The organism is Ramlibacter sp. 2FC (assembly GCF_005503345.1).
Lineage (GTDB): Bacteria > Pseudomonadota > Gammaproteobacteria > Burkholderiales > Burkholderiaceae_C > SCMQ01.
This window is the reverse complement of sequence record NZ_SCMM01000001.1, coordinates 53,960-70,052: the sequence shown is the minus strand read 5'-3', so window position 1 is coordinate 70,052 and position 16,093 is coordinate 53,960. Positions and strand designations below refer to the sequence as shown.

Annotated in this window: 16 protein-coding genes and 3 pseudogenes; 12 read left to right on the top strand and 7 right to left on the bottom strand. The window is 61.9% G+C overall.

The features are described 5' to 3' along the window. The first annotated feature begins 1,806 nt into the window (after nt 1-1,806). Genes FFS10_RS00350 through FFS10_RS00340 form a run of 3 tightly spaced genes read left to right on the top strand, consistent with a single transcriptional unit; the run spans nt 1,807 to nt 3,304 of the window. Nucleotides 1,807-2,196: a hypothetical protein gene (locus FFS10_RS00350; protein ID WP_137890326.1), complete on the top strand. Its 390-nt coding sequence runs from the start codon at nt 1,807-1,809 to the stop codon at nt 2,194-2,196. Next, on the top strand, nt 2,193-2,750 hold the full coding sequence (locus FFS10_RS00345) for a hypothetical protein (RefSeq protein WP_137890324.1): 558 nt from the start codon (nt 2,193-2,195) through the stop codon (nt 2,748-2,750). Before FFS10_RS00350 ends, FFS10_RS00345 begins: the two co-directional genes overlap by 4 nt. Continuing rightward, nucleotides 2,747-3,304, top strand: a complete 558-nt coding sequence (locus FFS10_RS00340) for a hypothetical protein (protein WP_137890322.1) — start codon at nt 2,747-2,749, stop codon at nt 3,302-3,304. Before FFS10_RS00345 ends, FFS10_RS00340 begins: the two co-directional genes overlap by 4 nt. On the opposite strand, the gene FFS10_RS00335 is transcribed toward FFS10_RS00340, so the two are convergent. Next, nucleotides 3,202-3,501, bottom strand: a complete 300-nt coding sequence (locus FFS10_RS00335) for a PDDEXK family nuclease (RefSeq protein ID WP_137890320.1) — start codon at nt 3,499-3,501, stop codon at nt 3,202-3,204. The genes FFS10_RS00340 and FFS10_RS00335 overlap by 103 nt on opposite strands. Before the next feature lie 33 nt (nt 3,502-3,534). On the opposite strand from FFS10_RS00335, the gene FFS10_RS00330 reads away from it, so the two are divergent. Continuing rightward, entirely contained in the window at nt 3,535-3,978 is a 444-nt protein-coding gene (locus tag FFS10_RS00330) for a hypothetical protein (RefSeq protein ID WP_137890318.1), read from the top strand. A 12-nt stretch (nt 3,979-3,990) separates the two neighbouring features. Further along, a complete protein-coding gene (locus tag FFS10_RS00325; protein WP_137890317.1) occupies nt 3,991-5,982 on the top strand; it encodes a 3'-5' exonuclease in 1,992 nt (663 codons plus the stop codon). 218 nt (nt 5,983-6,200) lie between these two features. On the opposite strand, the gene FFS10_RS00320 is transcribed toward FFS10_RS00325, so the two are convergent. Beyond that, entirely contained in the window at nt 6,201-6,473 is a 273-nt protein-coding gene (locus FFS10_RS00320) for a helix-turn-helix domain-containing protein (RefSeq protein WP_137890315.1), read from the bottom strand. A gap of 356 nt (nt 6,474-6,829) precedes the next feature. On the opposite strand from FFS10_RS00320, the gene istA reads away from it, so the two are divergent. Then, nucleotides 6,830-7,597, top strand: a complete 768-nt coding sequence (istA, locus tag FFS10_RS00315) for an IS21 family transposase (RefSeq protein WP_349654566.1) — start codon at nt 6,830-6,832, stop codon at nt 7,595-7,597. Here istA and FFS10_RS00310 read toward each other — a convergent pair. The 4 genes and pseudogenes from FFS10_RS00310 to FFS10_RS00295 all read right to left on the bottom strand — a co-directional run. After that, entirely contained in the window at nt 7,592-9,679 is a 2,088-nt protein-coding gene (locus tag FFS10_RS00310) for a recombinase family protein (RefSeq protein WP_137890313.1), read from the bottom strand. The genes istA and FFS10_RS00310 overlap by 6 nt on opposite strands. After that, nucleotides 9,669-9,944, bottom strand: a complete 276-nt coding sequence (locus tag FFS10_RS00305; RefSeq protein ID WP_137890311.1) for a hypothetical protein — start codon at nt 9,942-9,944, stop codon at nt 9,669-9,671. The genes FFS10_RS00310 and FFS10_RS00305 overlap by 11 nt, the downstream gene beginning before the upstream one ends. Before the next feature lie 11 nt (nt 9,945-9,955). Then, nucleotides 9,956-10,408 carry a helix-turn-helix domain-containing protein gene (locus FFS10_RS00300; RefSeq protein ID WP_137890308.1) on the bottom strand — a complete coding sequence of 151 codons (453 nt, stop codon included), beginning with the start codon at nt 10,406-10,408 and terminating at the stop codon, nt 9,956-9,958. Nucleotides 10,409-10,588: 180 nt separating this feature from the next. After that, nucleotides 10,589-10,843, bottom strand: a pseudogene (locus FFS10_RS00295) (DUF5372 family protein); the annotation flags it as partial. Nucleotides 10,844-10,908: 65 nt separating this feature from the next. Here FFS10_RS00295 and FFS10_RS00290 point away from each other — a divergent pair. From FFS10_RS00290 to FFS10_RS00280, 3 genes and pseudogenes are all read left to right on the top strand, one after another. After that, nucleotides 10,909-11,691, top strand: a pseudogene (locus tag FFS10_RS00290) (Mu transposase domain-containing protein); the annotation flags it as partial. A gap of 38 nt (nt 11,692-11,729) precedes the next feature. After that, entirely contained in the window at nt 11,730-12,464 is a 735-nt protein-coding gene (gene istB, locus FFS10_RS00285) for an IS21-like element helper ATPase IstB (protein ID WP_137890304.1), read from the top strand. 566 nt (nt 12,465-13,030) lie between these two features. Then, on the top strand, nt 13,031-13,396 hold the full coding sequence (locus tag FFS10_RS00280; RefSeq protein ID WP_137890302.1) for a hypothetical protein: 366 nt from the start codon (nt 13,031-13,033) through the stop codon (nt 13,394-13,396). Here the strand turns inward: FFS10_RS00280 and FFS10_RS00275 are convergent. Further along, a pseudogene (locus FFS10_RS00275) lies at nt 13,396-13,746 on the bottom strand (transposase); the annotation flags it as partial. The gene FFS10_RS00280 and the pseudogene FFS10_RS00275 overlap by 1 nt on opposite strands. A 153-nt stretch (nt 13,747-13,899) precedes the next feature. On the opposite strand from FFS10_RS00275, the gene FFS10_RS00270 reads away from it, so the two are divergent. From FFS10_RS00270 to FFS10_RS00260, 3 genes are all read left to right on the top strand, one after another. Continuing rightward, on the top strand, nt 13,900-14,661 hold the full coding sequence (locus tag FFS10_RS00270; protein WP_137890299.1) for an IclR family transcriptional regulator: 762 nt from the start codon (nt 13,900-13,902) through the stop codon (nt 14,659-14,661). A 7-nt stretch (nt 14,662-14,668) separates the two neighbouring features. Then, nucleotides 14,669-15,229: a DUF2889 domain-containing protein gene (locus FFS10_RS00265; protein ID WP_137890297.1), complete on the top strand. Its 561-nt coding sequence runs from the start codon at nt 14,669-14,671 to the stop codon at nt 15,227-15,229. 112 nt (nt 15,230-15,341) lie between these two features. Then, the gene (locus FFS10_RS00260; RefSeq protein ID WP_137890296.1) at nt 15,342-16,091 is read left to right on the top strand and encodes an IclR family transcriptional regulator; all 750 of its coding nucleotides are present in this window, start codon (nt 15,342-15,344) and stop codon (nt 16,089-16,091) included. Nucleotides 16,092-16,093: the final 2 nt, after the last annotated feature.

Sequence of the window (16,093 nt, the reverse complement as noted above, 5' to 3'; positions counted from 1 at the left end):
GGTCAGGCCTCCTCTCCGACCAGAAAGTCCGTCCGTATGGGTGCCGACAGGGGCCTCGCCGGTCGCGCCAGGCGTTTTCCATATGGAAAACGTCATTTCTTTTCGCGCGTTGGGCATAGCTGCTCTCCAAGAGAGAACTGACCATGTTCCGGCTGGTATGCGTAGCAACGCGCAGAGGGTCGTGGAGCCACCAAGAAGGTTCAGCCATCGGCAGCGCCAATCTGGCTTGACCGCTGGTCTGGCCGTTTTCCATATGGAAAACGCCCGGGTACACAGGATTCTTGGGGCCGCTCCTCCTCCACCAAGTACTCTGACAGAACCTGCACAGACCCCGAGGCCGCCAAACTCGTAAGGCGTTTTCCATATGGAAAATGCCACAACTTGGCGTACTTTGAGCATGGCTGCTCTTCAAGAGAGAACTGACCATGTTTCGGCTGGCATGCATAGCAACGCGCTGGAGGTCGTGGAGCCCCAAGAAGGCTCAGGCTTCAGCGGCACCAATCACGTTTGGGCGCTGGTCTGGCCATTTTCCATATGGAAAATGCAAACGTTCGGCCATCCATACCGCAGGGTGTACCGGGGCACCCGCTGGGCCTCTCAGTCCGATGACGCACAGACTGATTCCGTTGCAGTTAAAACTCAGCCCGTCCGCTTGACAAAGCGCATATCCAAAGGTCTTCGGACTACCGCCCCGGCACAAGATCATTAGCCAGCGAGAAGGGTCCAACTGCAGTCCACGCAAGTCTTGGCAAACAGTCAGAATTTCCATATGGAAATTTTTTGGCCGGCGGCCCACAAGAGCACAATTTTTCTTCAGAGAAAATTTTGCCCGGCCCAGTGAGCCGTAACTACTGTTCAGTAGCCCCCCAACTCCAGATGACCAAGAGGACGCGCCCACTCATCGATAACCCATCGGGCCAGCATCCCTAACTCGGAGCAGCAGTGGGTTTGCTACGCCAAGCAGACGTGCGCAAGCGCCGCCGACGAAAAAGCCCCACCACGCACGCCCAATGTGCCGACACAGTGGCTAGAAAATGCAGCTTACGTTCTGGGCCTGAAGAACAGATTGCTGATTAACTCTTCGAAACCAGACTCTCGCATCAATTCCATTTCCTCACACCCACCAAGATATAGATAACATCCCAATCAACATCCATCTAGAAAGTCAGAATCGTGAATACGACTCACGAAAATTACCCACCGACCGAGAGTTGACATAACAGTCTTCGATGGGCGAACTATTTTCGACACAACACACCTCGGGCAATCAAAAATTGAATCTACCCCACCCCTTTGGCCAGCCAATAACTTCGCAATCGCGCTGTCAGCGACATCACGAGGATCTAACGAGATCGATCCTCCATCAACGCCTTGGCTCCTGCCATGGAGGGCGTTTTAGAAACCATGACACCTTATTTATGTCTCCTCCATATCACCAAATAGGATTTTTAGAGACTTGTTCTACGGATGACAGTGGTTGAAGCAGGCCATAGATTCCACGACACGCCCTGCCAATCGGCAACTTCAGCACACTCTTCTGCCGACTTCACCACCCCATTAGCACAGCGTCGCAACATCAGCTTTTTCGGCCAAATTATTCCCCTGATCAGCCGGGATTATTACGAGCATTTTCTCCACTCTCAAAAATGGTATTCACCCCCAGCGAGACATTAATCGCGTGCAGCATATTTCTCGCGCGATTAATGACCTCCGACACTTGACATCGAGCGGTGAAAGAGTTGAAAAAAATCTGGGCTGCGCATATATTCGCCACCGTCACTTGATTTCCTTACCCAATCGGACCTCATGAATCATTCTTCTCGAGAGGAGTTACGTGTGCCAAGTCGCGATAAATTGACCGAACCGATGTTGTTCGCACGACCGTCTTCCGACGGCGACGTCGGCCCCGATCCAGCTGCTCGGCCGATCCGCGATTGGACATGCGACGGACTCAGCTACGTCATTGAACAAGTCAACGAGATCGGGACGATCCCCGTGTGGCAAGTGGTTAATCCGCCCCCAGGGACCTACCGCGGGAAATTCGTGCGATTCGAGGATCTGCCCCCAGGGCTCGAGCAAGCGTTCCGCCGCTGGCAGTACTCCGCCGCGATGCCGTTCTCCGATGTGTCGTACGACCACGACTTCGCCTCGTTTCTACGCGCGATGAGCCAGCACCAGGAAGGAAATGGGCAATGACGGGCATGACCAGCGATGAACTCCTGCTCAAGCACCCCAACCTCAAGGTCGACAGCATCGACCCCGGCTGGGTCCCGGTGCTCGACGGTCTCGCCACGGAGGTCAAGGCGAAGCTTCTCGCACACGGCCTGCCCGCGGACTCTGCGACGTACGTTCAGGTGAAGGAGAAGTTCGGGGCATTGACCTGCTTTGTCAGGGCGCCGATCGATGTCGCCGGAATCGTCGAGCGCGCGCGGTTGCGATCCCTGCTGACGTGCGAAACATGCGGCCGCTTTGGCCGTCGGCGGCCGGGGCCGTGGGTCAAGACCCTGTGCGACACATGCGACGAGCGTCGCGGTCAGCCCTACCCCCTCACGCTCATTCCAAGCTTCCGGGTGGAGACGGAAGCTGTCCCAAACGACGACGATTTCGTCTCGGTGACGCTGCGCCACGCCGTCGATGGCGGCGAAGAGGCGTGCTATGCGATGCGCGCGCATCGCGACGACATCGGCCTTGCCGTCGGCGCGCTGTTGTATGACGCGATGCTGCGACCTTTGAAGGGAGATGGCGCATGACACAAGACGAACTGCGCGCGAAATATCCCGAGCTCTCCGCGGTAGGGCTCGAGGTCGCCCCGGGCTGGTACCCGCTCCTGGACGACCTGTTGACCGCGATACGCGGGCGGGTGATCCAGCAAGGCCATTCCACGTCGGACATCAAATACCTGCAGATCAAGGAAAAGTTCGCGGCCCTTCGCTGCTATGTACAGGCGCCCGTCGAGGTCCACGATCTGGTCTGGCGCGCTGAAATCCGGTCGGAATTGACCTGCGAAAGCTGCGGCCGTTTCGGCCGGCTGCGGCCCGGGGGCTGGATGACGATTCGCTGTGACGCATGTGCCGCGCATATCGACAGAACAGGCCCAGCGCTGCGCAAGTCCGGCGGCTACCGCTTCGAGATGACGGCATCGAAGTTAGCCGAAGGCGAAGTGGTCATCAAGGCCTGGCCGGACGGCGCGCGTGAAAAGAATTATTTTCGCATGGACGGACCCATCGGCGACGCGGGGCTCATCGCTGCGATCATGATGCATGGGATCGCGCTGGAAGATGATGGTCTGTCAGACCAGGATTGAAGCCGTAAGCGCCAGACCGATGCGGCGCGGCTCGCAACGCACCCTTGCACAAAGACGATCGTCCTGAACCTGGGCAGCACGATGCCCGGACTGCCTGGCAGTCCGCAGGCATGAAGACGGAACTGATGACCGTTCCGGAAGAAGCATGGAGTAACCCCGGACGAAGACTGGCCAGGGTGTAGAACGGTTGTGACCAATTATTCAGCAGAACCAAATCAAAGGAAATTAGCATGAAAACGATTTTCAGAGCGCGGCGTGTGAGGCTATGCGACTCGCTGAGCATGAGAAAGATTTCCACAAGGACCGGCCCACCGGGATACGCCCTCAAGAAGTGGCTACGGACTGCGCCGCCCCTGCAGACGCAGTGCCACCGCAGCAAGCAGGTGTGCAAGCTCGCACCGGGCGAGGACACCCTAGTGTCAGCGCTGAATGCCGACAGCCACCGACCGCGCGAACACCGACGCACGGCCAAGGCGCCGTTCATGCAGATCCTGGCTCAGGGTCCCCGTGGCGGCGACAGCGCCGTGGGCCGCTTCCCTCGGGCCTGGCGCGAGAATGCCGGGAAGAAGGCCGTGCGCGTCTTCCTTCCTCTGTGCATCGACTTGGGCGAGGCCTTCCAGTTCGACTGGAACGAGGAAGGCATTGTGGTCGCTGGTGACATCCCGCACTTCTGAGAGGGCGAGCAAATGACAACTAACGACGGTTCCTCCCGGAACATACATTTCAAGCCAAAAGCTATCCAGCCTACTGATGAGCAGCTGGCCATCCAATCGGCCACGGATCTCACCATCATCGTCGAAGCTAACGCGGGGGCTGCGAAGACGACCACCTTGGCCCTGCGCATGGCGGAGAGCTGGCGACGCGGCATGAGTCCGGATTGCTTCCTGGCGCTCACCTACACCGAGCCCGCATGCGATGCCCTGAGGGAGGCTCTCGCCAAGATCGGCGTGCCGTACAACGTAGCCAGCCGATTCCGAATTCAGACCTTTGAGGAGTTCTGCGCTGAAGTCCTCGATGAGATCGTGGGAACATCCGTCCCGGTCTACGAGCAGGATGAGCAACTTCGCCCCTTCGTCTGGCAAGCTGTCAGACGTGTGGAGGCAGATGAAAGCGAGCGATGGCGCTCCGAACTCATCATGCCCACTCTTGGCGACAGCGCGATGGTGGAGGAGTTCCTCAAGCTGAGCACTCGGCTGAAGGGAACCATGCGCGACGTCTACGAACGTGGCGACAGTGCCATCTCTCCGGACTATGCGGCCGCCATCGGCGTCGAGTACACGCAACTCAGGATTTTCCACGCCTATGAGCGGATTCGTCGCAGGGAGTACGCAGACCGTCCGCTGTTCCGGGGCCCCCTGGACGCCACGTATGACTTGGCACGACGCCTGTACGAAGGTGAGCCGGTCCAAGGGCTACGGACCTGGCCGTTCACGGCAAGAGTCGTGCTTGTGGACGAGATGCACGATCTGAATAAAGCGATGTTCATGGTGCTGCAGGAGATTCTCAATACCACACCCAGCTTCTTCTGTGGTGTGGGCGACTTCGATCAGGTCCTTCACGAAACCACGGGGGCCGATGCGAGCTTCATGGGCAATGTCATAGAGAGCTATACGCGCCGGACGGTTCGGCGCTATCCATTGACGCATAGCTACCGGTTCGGCCGATCACTCGCGACCAAGGCCGGGCGCATCGCGGCGAAGCCATATAGTTCAATGGCGCCCCATAACACGAAGCTCTCGCTTGTCGGCTATAACATGTCGGAGGGATGTGCAAGCCTGGTTGTGGAGGCGGCAAAGGTCTGGCAAACCCAGCCAAGGGCAAAGATGAATGAGCTCGCGATCTTGTTGCGACATTCGTACCAGTCGGTGCTCATTGAGAACGCGCTGCTGGAGAATGGCTTCTCCTATACCACGAGGGGTTTCGACAGCTACTTGCTGCGTCCAGAAGTGCTTTTCGTTCGAGGACTGCTTGCCGTGGCGACCGACCGCATTGACAGCGTCGCGGATGACCAGACCCGCGAAAAAGTGATGGAAGCGCTCTTCTTTTTCAGCGGCAGCAAGATCAATGTCAAAGGACGCGAGCATGAGAGCCAGGAGGCGCTCCTAGCCGATGCCATCCGAAGCGTCACGGAGGCTCCGGGTTTCCTCACACACTTCTTTGAGAACCAAGTCGTACGAACTGCGGAGCCCTCTATGCAAAGGCGACTGGAAGCTGCCGTGAAGCTCGCCCGTGAGCAAAGCGGCCCGACCCTCCTTGGCGATCTGCTAAAGGCACTGAACATCGAGTCCATCATTAGAGACATCTACGTTTCCAAGCAGCGGCGCCACGACGCGCTTGGCAACATCGAGGGACTCAAACTGGCAGCAAGGAGCTTTGAGACGGCTCTAGACTACTTTCAGAGCCTCAATGACGCCGAGCAGAAACAGCGTCAGCGGAAGAAGTCAGCCAGTCTTGTAATTGCCAGCGTTGCCAGCGTGAAAGGTTTAGAGTTCGACCACGTCGTGCTGCCCAACCTCGCACAGGGCGAGTTCCCTGCGCCTACTGCTTCTGGCACGGAAGAGAAAAACCTGTTCTACGTCGGAATGACGCGTGCGAGGCGGTTCCTCACCATGTTTGCGAGCGCAGAAAACCCCAGTAGCTTCATTGACAAGATGGGATATAAGCCGTCGTCGACGTAGCGGCTGCTTCGCTTGACTGACTTCACGTATACCACTTCACTTCACGAGATCCTCCCAGGCCTGTTCCCTGCCGCCCGCCGGAACGAGCGCGAGCCACAGCCGCGCTCACGGTCTTCGCGAGCGATTCGAATTCAGCTTTCCTCGGGGAGCTTGCCGTGAGCTGCGCGCAGGTCGGACGGATCACGCGCAGTACCCGCTCCGGCATCGATCAGGGTGGCTCACTTATCGTCATCCGCGTCGAAAAACTTCTGCAGCTCCTCGTACTCCAGTCGCTCGACTTCCGCGATGCGCAACGCCTTGCCGAGCGCGGAGATGGCCTTCAGCAAAGTTAGGGCATCCACGTTGCTCCCCGACTCGAGCTTGATCACGGTCTCGCGCCGCATGCCGCCACGGCGGGCCACCTCGGCCTGGGTAAGCTTCAGCGCTTTCCGCTCGCGACGGAACGCAGCACCGAGATCTGCGAGACATCGAATCGATAAGGACGGGTGCATGTTATTGATAGATAACCTTTTGTCGGATTTTCCATGAAATGTTGGCTATCGCCAACTTTCTGGCGTATGGGTATGGAAATCCCATTGCGTTCTTGCCGTGGTGTCCGCTGGACGTCAACCTGTTCCAAATACATTTCGCAGCCCAGCCGTGAGAGTGAGTGCGTATTTCAGCCCATCACGGACGCCCATTTCAGCCGATCATGGACGGCATTTCAAACGATCGTAGACGGTGTTTCACGCTGATCGTGGACGGCGTTTCATTCTGAACGTGGACGATTCGCGGGGGCGCGTGAGTGACCTGACCTCGGGCATGCTGGCCGATTTTTCGGCCCGCCATGCCCACTCCCAGGATCACCATGCGCCACATACGACAAACCCTTCGCCTGCACCTTCAGTCAGGCCTGAGCTACGCCCAGGTTGCCCGCGCCACGGGCAGCGCCAAGAGCACGGTCGGCAAGATCGTGCTGCTCGCCCGCGCCGCCGGCGTGGACTGGGCCTTGGCCGAAACGCTTGACGACGCCCGACTCGAAGCTCGCCTTTACCGCCCGGCGGTCGCCCGCGCGAGCACCCATCTCGAACCCGACTACGCTCTCATCCACCAGGAGCTCAAGCGCCCCGGCGTGACCCTGCAGCTGCTGTGGGAGGAGTACCAGCGCGGCCACGGCGAGCGGGGTCTGCCCGCGTACAAGTACACGAGCTTTTGCATCAAGTACCGCGACTGGGCGGCGAGCCTGAAGCGCTCGATGCGCCAGACCCATCCCGCCGGCGAGCGGCTGTTCGTCGACTACGCCGGCCCGACCATGCCGCTCGTCAACGCCGCCACGGGCGAGATCACCCAGGCCCAGATCTTCGTGGCGGTGCTGGGGGCATCCAACTACACCTGGGCCTGCGCCACCCGCACCCAGACCGCGGCCGACTGGGTCGCCTCGATCATCGGCGCCTTCGAGTTCATCGGCGGCGTGGTCAGGCTGCTGGTGCCGGACCAGCCGCGCGCCCTGATCGCGCGGCCCGACCGCTACGAACCCGAGGTCAACCGCTTGGTCGAGGAGCTGTGCAGCCACTACGGCGTGGCCGTGCTGCCCGCGCGCCCGGCGCACCCGCGCGACAAGGCGTTGACTTCATAGTGCACCTTGTGCGGTTGATGGAACAGGAATTAGCTGGGGCGCCCGCCCGCCGTAGCGGCTGCCGGCGCCCTTGACGAGGGTCACGTCGCCGGGCGGCTCGTACAGGTAGCGATGGTCGCTATCGTACATGTGCCGCTTCAGGATGCCTTGCCGGCCGAGGTGGTTCACCGTCGTCGGGCACACGCCGAAGCGGCGGGCGAGCTCACTGCTGGTGAGCATGCCGCGTTCGCGCAGCCGCTGGAACCGGCTCTTCAATCCGTAGGTGATGCGCACCAGCCGGACCTTCTTGGCCGTAAAGGAGTCGCCGCGCCAGTTGTGATGGCCAAGGTCGTTCAGCCGCCGGGCGACCTCGCGATCGGTGTAGGTCTGCAGCAGCTCGTCGATCAGTTGCACGACCTCGGGCCGGGTCTTGCGTACCAGCGCGATCGGCCTGGGCTTGTCGACGGTAATCGACTGCGTCTTGCCGCCGCGCCAGCGGATGTGCACGGCGATCTGCCCGCCGCTGATCAGCGTGACGTCCTCGATCATCAACGCGAGCATCTTCTTGCGCTGCAAGGCGCTGGTTCTGGGATCGTTCCACACCCGAGGGAAGTCCTGTGCGAGCTCGACGACTCGCCGGCGCGCTGGCTCGTCCGACAGCGTCTGGTCAGCCTGCTGCTGACGTTCGTGTTCGCGCTGAAGGGTGTCGAGCTGACGCAGCCGCTCGTTCCACTCGGCCTCCAGCGCATCGGCCACCAGCCGGTTGTCGGGATCGACCTTCACGTAGCGGCGCCGTGCGAGTTCGGCTTCGTAGCGACAGCGCTGCAGCTGTGCCGCTCGCATTGAGGCGGCCTGCTCCACGCGCTGTGCGATCTCGTCCTGTACGGCCAAGGCCACGTCGATGGCCGCCGGCGCCACCGTCTGCAGCAGCAATGCGCTGATCGCCGCGTCGATCTCGGCGCCCTGCACCCACTGGCAGTTCCTGCTCGCGGCGCGCCGCACGGTGTCTTCGTTGCAGCAGTAGTAAGGCCGCTGTTTCCCTTCCCGAGCATCGTATCGCACACGCATTCGCGAACCACATCGCCCGCACAGCACGCGGCCTTGCAGCAAGGCGATGCCTTCGCGGGGTGCACCACCGCGAAGGTTCGTCGAGAAGCCCACCGCGTTGCGCTGCAACGTGAGCTCGTTGCGTTCGAACTCGTCCCACGAGATGTAGCCCGGGTGGGCATCGCGTATCAGCACCTGCCAGTCCTCGCGCTTGAGCTGCAATTGCACCTGCTTCAGGTCGGCGTTGTAGGAGGTGCGCCTGCGTCCATAGACGAAGGCACCGGCGTAGCGTGGGTTGTGCAGGACCTCCAGCACCCGAGAATGGTCCAGCTCGCCCCACAGGACCTCACCCTTGCCGATGCCGCGGGTGATGCGCCGCGGGAACAGGATGTGCTGCGCGCGCATGCGGCGCAGCACGGCGCAGGCTGAGCCGGTCTCGCGGAACGTGTCAAACAGCAGCCGAACGGTGTCCTGGATCTGCCGATCGGGATCGAGGCACACGCGTCCGTCGGGCCCATACACCAGCCCCACTGGCAGAGCAATCTCGAGCTCACCGCGACGGGCCTTGTTGAGGATGCCGCCTTGCAGCCGCGACTTCAGCACATGCAACTCGGCCTCGCTCATCGTGCCCTTCAGGCCAAGCAACAGCCGGTCGTTGAAGTGCGCCGGGTCGTACACACCGTCTTCATCACAGATCAGGGTGCGCGACAGCGCCGCCAGCTCCAGCAACCGATGCCAGTCGGCGTTGTTGCGCGCCAGTCGCGAGACTTCCAGGCCGAGCACGATGCCGGCGTGTCCCATGGCGACTTCGGTCACCAGGTGCTGGAAGCCGTCGCGGCCCGCGGCCTGCGCGCCGGACACACCTTGGTCGCTGTCGATGACGTGGATGCGCTCAATCGGCCAACCGAGGGCCACAGCGCGGTCGCGCAGCGCGTATTGGCGCTTGGTGCTCTCGGTGTTCTCGAACACCTGGCGCAGCGACGACTGGCGCACGTACAGGAATGCGTCCCGGCGCAGGTGGTCTGCGCCGATCTTCAGGGCGTGATCAGTAGGCATATTCCTCCTTCGACTGCGTCAGCAGCACCATGTTGGCAAGCAGGCGCACGAGTTGGGGGTCGTGCGTCACCGGGGATGGCGAGTGCGAAGCGCTCGCCGAGGGCAACGGTGTCGTTGGCGGCGTCTGCAGCAGCACGCTCAGGCCGCACCACATGCCATGGAACACGACGGCACCCAGTCCGTCGGGCCGCGCCTGTCCGCGCACGACTTGCTCGCGCAGCCCTTCGTAGGCTTCGGTGGCGTGCGCCGGCAGCGGTGGCGCCACGTGCCGGTGTGTCAGCGTTTTTTTTTGCGCGCAAGCGCGCGTTCGATGCTGCGAGGGTGCACCATGACACCCAGTCGCTGTTGCACCACTTGCGCCAGCGCACGCGCCTGAATCGGCGCGCCTTCGCGGTGAAGATCGTGGATCAGGCTCATCACCTCGGGTGTGAGCTTGTGTGCCGACTTGGGTCCACGCGGCCGAGGCAGCAGACCCGCCAGGCCGGCTTGCTCGAAGGCGGCTTCGGCTTGGTAGAAGGTCGGCCGCGACACGCCGAACAGCTCGGCAGCCTCGGCCTTGGTGACGCCGTCCTGACGGGCATGACGCAGCATCTCGTACTTCACCTGCAGCAGGTCGTTGGCGTCGAAGAAGCCTGCCACTTCGAACCACGGTGCGCGCACGCGTTCGGGCTGCGGATTGAGCATGCCCATCTCGCGCAGTCGATCGATCTTGGTCGGGCGTTTGGCCATGGGTGGGAAGGCAGTTAACGTGTAAACTATAATATGCCGCATACCCATTCATGTCAAGCGCCATTTTCCGAACGATGACGAGTGCCGTTACTTGAGTTATACGGAGAAGAATCGGAAGACAAGGAGGCAAGCCAACCTGACATGCGGCGTATCTGGCTTTACACATGCGGCGTAATTTGCTTAACGCGTGCGCCGCCGTGTCCGCTGACCCTTGGCGATCTCTTCGACCAGCGCTCGCAGATGCAGGAGATCGTCCGCGCGCAGCCATGAGCGGCCGGCAGAGCATTGAGTGAACGCGTCAGGTTCATCAACGTTGGTCCAGGACGCGAGCAGCGAGCGCAGTCGCCCCTGATCGTCGAAGAACATCACCCGGTCCTCGCCCCAGTTCTTCTTACGCGTGGCCAGGACGAAGCGTCGGCCACGCCAAGGGTGGAACGGGTGCGTGACCTCGAACTCTACGGATGCTCGATTGCCTGCATGGCGTGCAGTTCTCGTCCTACGAGAAGCCCAAGGTCGAGGCCGGGGTGCTGCTGGTGGAGCGCTGGATCCTGGCGCGCCTGCGCAACCGGCGCTTCTTCAGCCTGGGCGAGCTGAACACGGCGATCGCCGAGCTGCTGCAAGACCTCAACAACCGCCCCTTCAAGAAGCTCCCCGGCTGCCGCTCCAGCGCCTTTGAGACGCTGGACCGCCCGGCGCTGCGCCCGCTGCCGGCCACCCGCCTGGTCATCGCGCGCTTCAAGCGGGCGCGCGTGAACATTGACTACCACGTGGAGGTCGACGGGCATTACTACAGCGTGCCGCATCGGCTGGTACGCACCGAGGTGGAGCTGCGCATCACCGCCACCACGGTGGAGGCCTTCAGCGCCAACCGGCGCGTGGCCTGCCATCCCTATAGCGCGCGGCGCGGGGCACACACCACCGATCCCTCGCACATGCCCGCTTCGCACCGTGCCCACAGCGAGTGGACGCCGCAGCGCCTGATCGCCTGGGGCGAGCGCATCGGCGCGGCCTGCGCAGCCGTGGTGCGCTGGCAAATGGAGCACCGCCCGCACCCCGAGCAGGGCTACCGCGCCTGCCTGGGCCTGATGCGCCTGGCGCGCGAGTACGGCGCCGAGCGCCTGGAGGCGGCTTGCGCGCGGGCGCAGTCGATTCGCTCACCCAGCTACCGCAGCGTCAAGTCGATCCTCGCCAGCGGTCTGGATCGCCAGCAGCCGCTGGCTGCGCCCGCCCAGGCCGAGATGCCGCGGCATGAGAACGTGCGTGGCCCGGACTACTACCACTGAATCCCCTCAACCCTCCAACCTGTCCCAAGGAGAACACTTTGCTCAATGAACACACCCTGAACCAGCTGCGCAGCCTGCGCCTGGACGGCATGGTCCATGCGCTGCGAGAGCAGGCCATCAGCAGCGCGGCGGCGGCGCTGGCCTTCGAGGAGCGCCTGGCCCTGCTGGTGCAGCACGAGGTCGATTGGCGCGATGGCAAGCGGCTCGAGCGCCTGCTCAAGGCCGCCCGACTGAAGGTCTCGGGCGCCTGCATCGAGGACATCGATTGGCGCGCTTCGCGCGGCCTGGACCGCTCGCTGATCACCGCGCTGGCCTCGGGCGAGTGGCTGCGCCACGGCCACAACGTGCTGATCACCGGCGCCACCGGCGTGGGCAAGACCTGGCTGGCCTGTGCGCTGGCGCAGCAGGCCGCGCGCTCGGGCTTCTCCGTGCTCTATACGCGCGCCCCCAGGCTGCTGCAGGAGCTGCGCGTGGCCCACGGCGACGGCAGCCTGTCCAAGCGGCTGGCGCAGCTGGCGCGCATCGATTTGATCTGCCTTGACGACTTCGCCATCGCCCCCCTGGAGCCGGGGGAGCGCAACGACCTGCTGGAGCTGCTGGACGACCGCGTGGGCGCGCGCTCGACGCTGATCACCAGCCAGCTGCCGGTGTCGGCGTGGCACGAGTGGCTGGGCGATCCGACGCTGGCCGATGCGATCCTGGACCGCATCGTGCACGGTGCGCACAAGATCGCGCTCAAGGGCGAGTCGATGAGAAGGAGGGCCGCGTCATGAGCGCTTCGCGCAGTCTGAATGCCACCGGCCTGGCCTTGCACACGGCTTGCCCACCGCGGCGGTCGTTCGTCGCAAGCGACGCCCGCCGCCGTGGACAAGCCTGCCTCAAAGCCGGCCCACAAATCAATCGCCTTCGGCGCAGCGTTACCCACCCCGGCGCTGGCGCGCCAGCGTGGATAACGCCCCACGTTTCAGGCTGATCGTGGACGATTGAGATACCATCCACCCCGTTGCTCACGCACCCCCGCGACCGTCCACGATCATGCTGAAATGCCGTCCATGATCAGCTTGAAACGACCGTCCGCGATCGCTGAAATACGCAGAGTGAGAGCTACAAGGGGGCCGAATGGCCTCGCGAAAACGCACAAAACGAGCTGCTGATGCCGAGCCTCGTAGTCCCTGATCACGAAATCGCTGGTGGGGCGAAAGCCGAAAGCAGCTGGTTCTTCTGCTGAGCTTTGAGGATTTTTTCGACCACGGCTTAAAAACTCGCGAAAACGTACGAATTCCAGGTTAGCCAGTGCGAAAGATGGTCTTTCTGCTCAACGGCGAACGGGAGAATCACATTGGGTCAACACACCGAGGACATAGCTACCAAGCTTCTTGTCGCAGTCACTCAAGCTCTGTCCGCGCCATCGCCAAGTGTGCGCAGTCCGGCGTTTGCGGTGCAGCGAGCACTCGCAGCAACTCAGCATCCGTTTGGCCTGGAAAGCCTGGAGCAGTGGGTGACGCGTTTTGCCCTCATGAACGGTCGCGAATACAAACGATCGCTCGGCTGGGACATTGCCGACAACTGCTGGTCGGATACCGCGGACATATGCGTGAGCGGCGAGCAAATCCTCCTCGAGCTACTCGAATGGGTCGAACAAGGGTGGAATCTTTCAGGCGACGCCACGTCGGGAGATGACGGCATCACTGATTTGCCCGACTAGTCGTTGGGGAAGATGCCCACCACGTTGGTCCTGCGCTTGATCTCGGCGTTGAGGCGTTCCAGCGGATTGGAGCTGTAGATCTGGGCCCAGTGCGCTCTGGGGAAGGTCATGAAGGCCAGCACATCGTATTCGGCACTGTCCATGAAGGCGCTGAGCTTGGGGAGCCTGGCTCGCAGTTGGTCGGCCACGGGAGCCATTGATCCCGGGCGGCCTCGGCCGACACCATGCGCCGCTGGATCTTACCCGCATGCGCCAGGGCGGTTGCACATGAAGTGCACCCGGCAGCGCGGCCAAGTGGCCTTCAAGACCTTGGCAGATGCCATCTTGATGCCCTCATGGCTGTCGCTGATTGTGGGGCGACGTAGAAACTTGCAGAGCACTCCGCCGAAGCTCATGATTTCATTTATTAGTCACCGTTCCGATGAACGGAACCTATCTTATAATGCACAAGAAGGAGCGAGTTGCCGATCTTGCACTGACATGAGATTTCTTTTAGCCGCCCTATGATGCGTTCCGTTCAACGGATCCTTTCGGTCTTCGAGAGCTTCGCGCCGACCAAGACGACGCTGACACTGCAGGAAATCGCCGACCGGATCGAGTTGCCGAAGTCGACGGCTTTTCGCATCGTCGGAAGCCTCGAGCGAGCCGGATACCTGGTTCGGCTGGAGGACCAGCGCTACTGCCTCTCTTTCCGCTTCACCCGCCTTGCAGGCCTGGTCAAGAGCACGTTGGACATTCGGGAGATCGCGCGCCCGATCATGATGGAGCTGGCGGACAAGACGCAGGAGATGGTGGGAATTCACACCGTCGTGGGGCGTAACCGCGTATGTATCGACTCGTTGGCGACTGCTACGACGCAGCTGCGCACCGTCATACAGCCCGGCGAGCAATTTCCTCTCGTGGGGGGCTCCGGATCCAAGACGCTCATGGCCTACATGGCGCAGCAAGAGCTTGGCCCGATCCTGGCCGCCGCGGCACGGGCGAGCAAGCGCAGCCAGAGTGACTTGCTTGCGGAGCTTGAAAAGATCCGACGACAGGGCTATGCCGTATCTCATGGTGAGCGCCTGCTCGGCCTGTCGGCGATTTCCGCCCCCATCCTCGACATCAACGAGCAGGTACGGTATTGCTTGACCTTGAACGGTCCTTCGGTGCGCCTTCAGGTGCGCGAGACGGAGTTCATCACGCTGGTGCGACGCGCGGCGGCCGACATTTCGCTGCAGTTCGGCGCCCCGACAGGGCCTGCAATCCCAAGCCATTCCTCCTGAAGTCACGATGCCGCTATACGAACCGAGCTCTCGGCGCGAGATTCACCATCGCGTCATAGACATGCGCGCCTACTTGCGTGACGACGGACTTTATGACGTCGAGGCGCACCTGATTGACCGCAAACCCTTCCCGTTCCAGCGCCCCAGTTCTCCAGACCCGATTCCCGCCGGCCAGGCATTGCACGACCTCTGGATCCGCATGACCGTGGACAAGGACTACGTCGTGCAGGAGATCGCTGCGGCATCGGACGTGACGCCATGGAGCCTGTGCAAGCAAGCCGAGGACACACTGTCTGTCCTGGTCGGGGAGCGGATCGCGCGCGGCTGGTCGGCCAAGGTCAAAGAGCGGCTTCGCGGCGCCGCGAGCTGCACCCACCTGATGGAAATGCTGATCCCCATGGGCACGACAGCGCTGCAGGGCATCCGGGGCTTGAATCCGGAGCGGGTCCGCACTATCGGCGCCGACGGCACCCCGACGAAGATCGACAGCTGCTTCGCCTACGGCCGGCAAAGGGAAGTGGTGAAGCTGCTGTGGCCGGAACACCACCGGCCGCCCGAGGGCTCCTGAACAAGGTCGGCGACTCTCGGACCGGTCGTCGATTCCAGCCAGCGCCCCCCGGGCCGGCCGTACAGGTATCATCTGCACGTTTAATGCAGATGTTCAACACACGGCCCCCCATATGATGCGTTCGGTTCAACGGATCCTCGCGGTATTCGAGAGTTTTACTGCCACGAAGACGAGTTTGACCCTGCAGGAGATCGCAGACAGGATCGAACTACCGAAGTCGACCGCTTTCCGCATCGTCCGCAGTCTTGAGCAATCCGGCTATCTTGTTCGCCTCGCGGACCAGCGCTATTGCCTATCTTTCCGCTTCACCCGACTCGCGGGCCTTGTCAAGAGCACTCTCGACATTCGAGAGATCGCGCGTCCCGTCATGACGGATCTGGCCGAGAAGACCAAGGAGACGGTCGCAATTCACACCGTCGTCGGCCGCAACCGGGTTTGCATAGACGCGGTCGCGACTTCGGCATCCCCCTTGCGCAGCGTCATTCAACCGGGTGAGCAGATGCCACTCCAGGGAGGTTCTGCGTCGAAGACCTTGATGGCGTTCATGACCAAGAGCGAGCTCTCTCCGATCCTGCCTTCGGTTGCTCGCGTCACCAAGCGTACGCAGTCCGACTTGCTTGCGGAACTTGCGACCATTCGCCAGTGCGGTTATGCGATTTCCCACGGCGAGCGGTTGCTGGGCCTTTCAGCGATCTCCGCCCCCATCTGGGACATCAATGAACAGGTGCGCTACTGCATCACCGTGAACGGGCCGTCCGTGCGCATCCAGATGCACGAGAAGGAGTTCATCAAGTTGGCGAAACAGGCGGCGGCCGAGATCTCACTTCAATTCGGCGGCAAGGGCGAACTCGCCGCCGGCTGAGG

Coding starts and splice junctions, on each gene's coding strand:
- FFS10_RS00310 (WP_137890313.1), bottom strand. CDS start 9,679: ATGCCTACTGATCACGCCCTGAAGATCGGCGCAGACCACCTGCGCCGG.
- FFS10_RS00320 (WP_137890315.1), bottom strand. CDS start 6,473: ATGCACCCGTCCTTATCGATTCGATGTCTCGCAGATCTCGGTGCTGCG.
- FFS10_RS00270 (WP_137890299.1), top strand. CDS start 13,900: ATGATGCGTTCCGTTCAACGGATCCTTTCGGTCTTCGAGAGCTTCGCG.
- FFS10_RS00330 (WP_137890318.1), top strand. CDS start 3,535: ATGAAAACGATTTTCAGAGCGCGGCGTGTGAGGCTATGCGACTCGCTG.
- FFS10_RS00325 (WP_137890317.1), top strand. CDS start 3,991: ATGACAACTAACGACGGTTCCTCCCGGAACATACATTTCAAGCCAAAA.
- FFS10_RS00300 (WP_137890308.1), bottom strand. CDS start 10,408: ATGGCCAAACGCCCGACCAAGATCGATCGACTGCGCGAGATGGGCATG.
- FFS10_RS00345 (WP_137890324.1), top strand. CDS start 2,193: ATGACGGGCATGACCAGCGATGAACTCCTGCTCAAGCACCCCAACCTC.
- FFS10_RS00340 (WP_137890322.1), top strand. CDS start 2,747: ATGACACAAGACGAACTGCGCGCGAAATATCCCGAGCTCTCCGCGGTA.
- FFS10_RS00350 (WP_137890326.1), top strand. CDS start 1,807: ATGAATCATTCTTCTCGAGAGGAGTTACGTGTGCCAAGTCGCGATAAA.
- istA (WP_349654566.1), top strand. CDS start 6,830: ATGCGCCACATACGACAAACCCTTCGCCTGCACCTTCAGTCAGGCCTG.
- FFS10_RS00265 (WP_137890297.1), top strand. CDS start 14,669: ATGCCGCTATACGAACCGAGCTCTCGGCGCGAGATTCACCATCGCGTC.
- FFS10_RS00260 (WP_137890296.1), top strand. CDS start 15,342: ATGATGCGTTCGGTTCAACGGATCCTCGCGGTATTCGAGAGTTTTACT.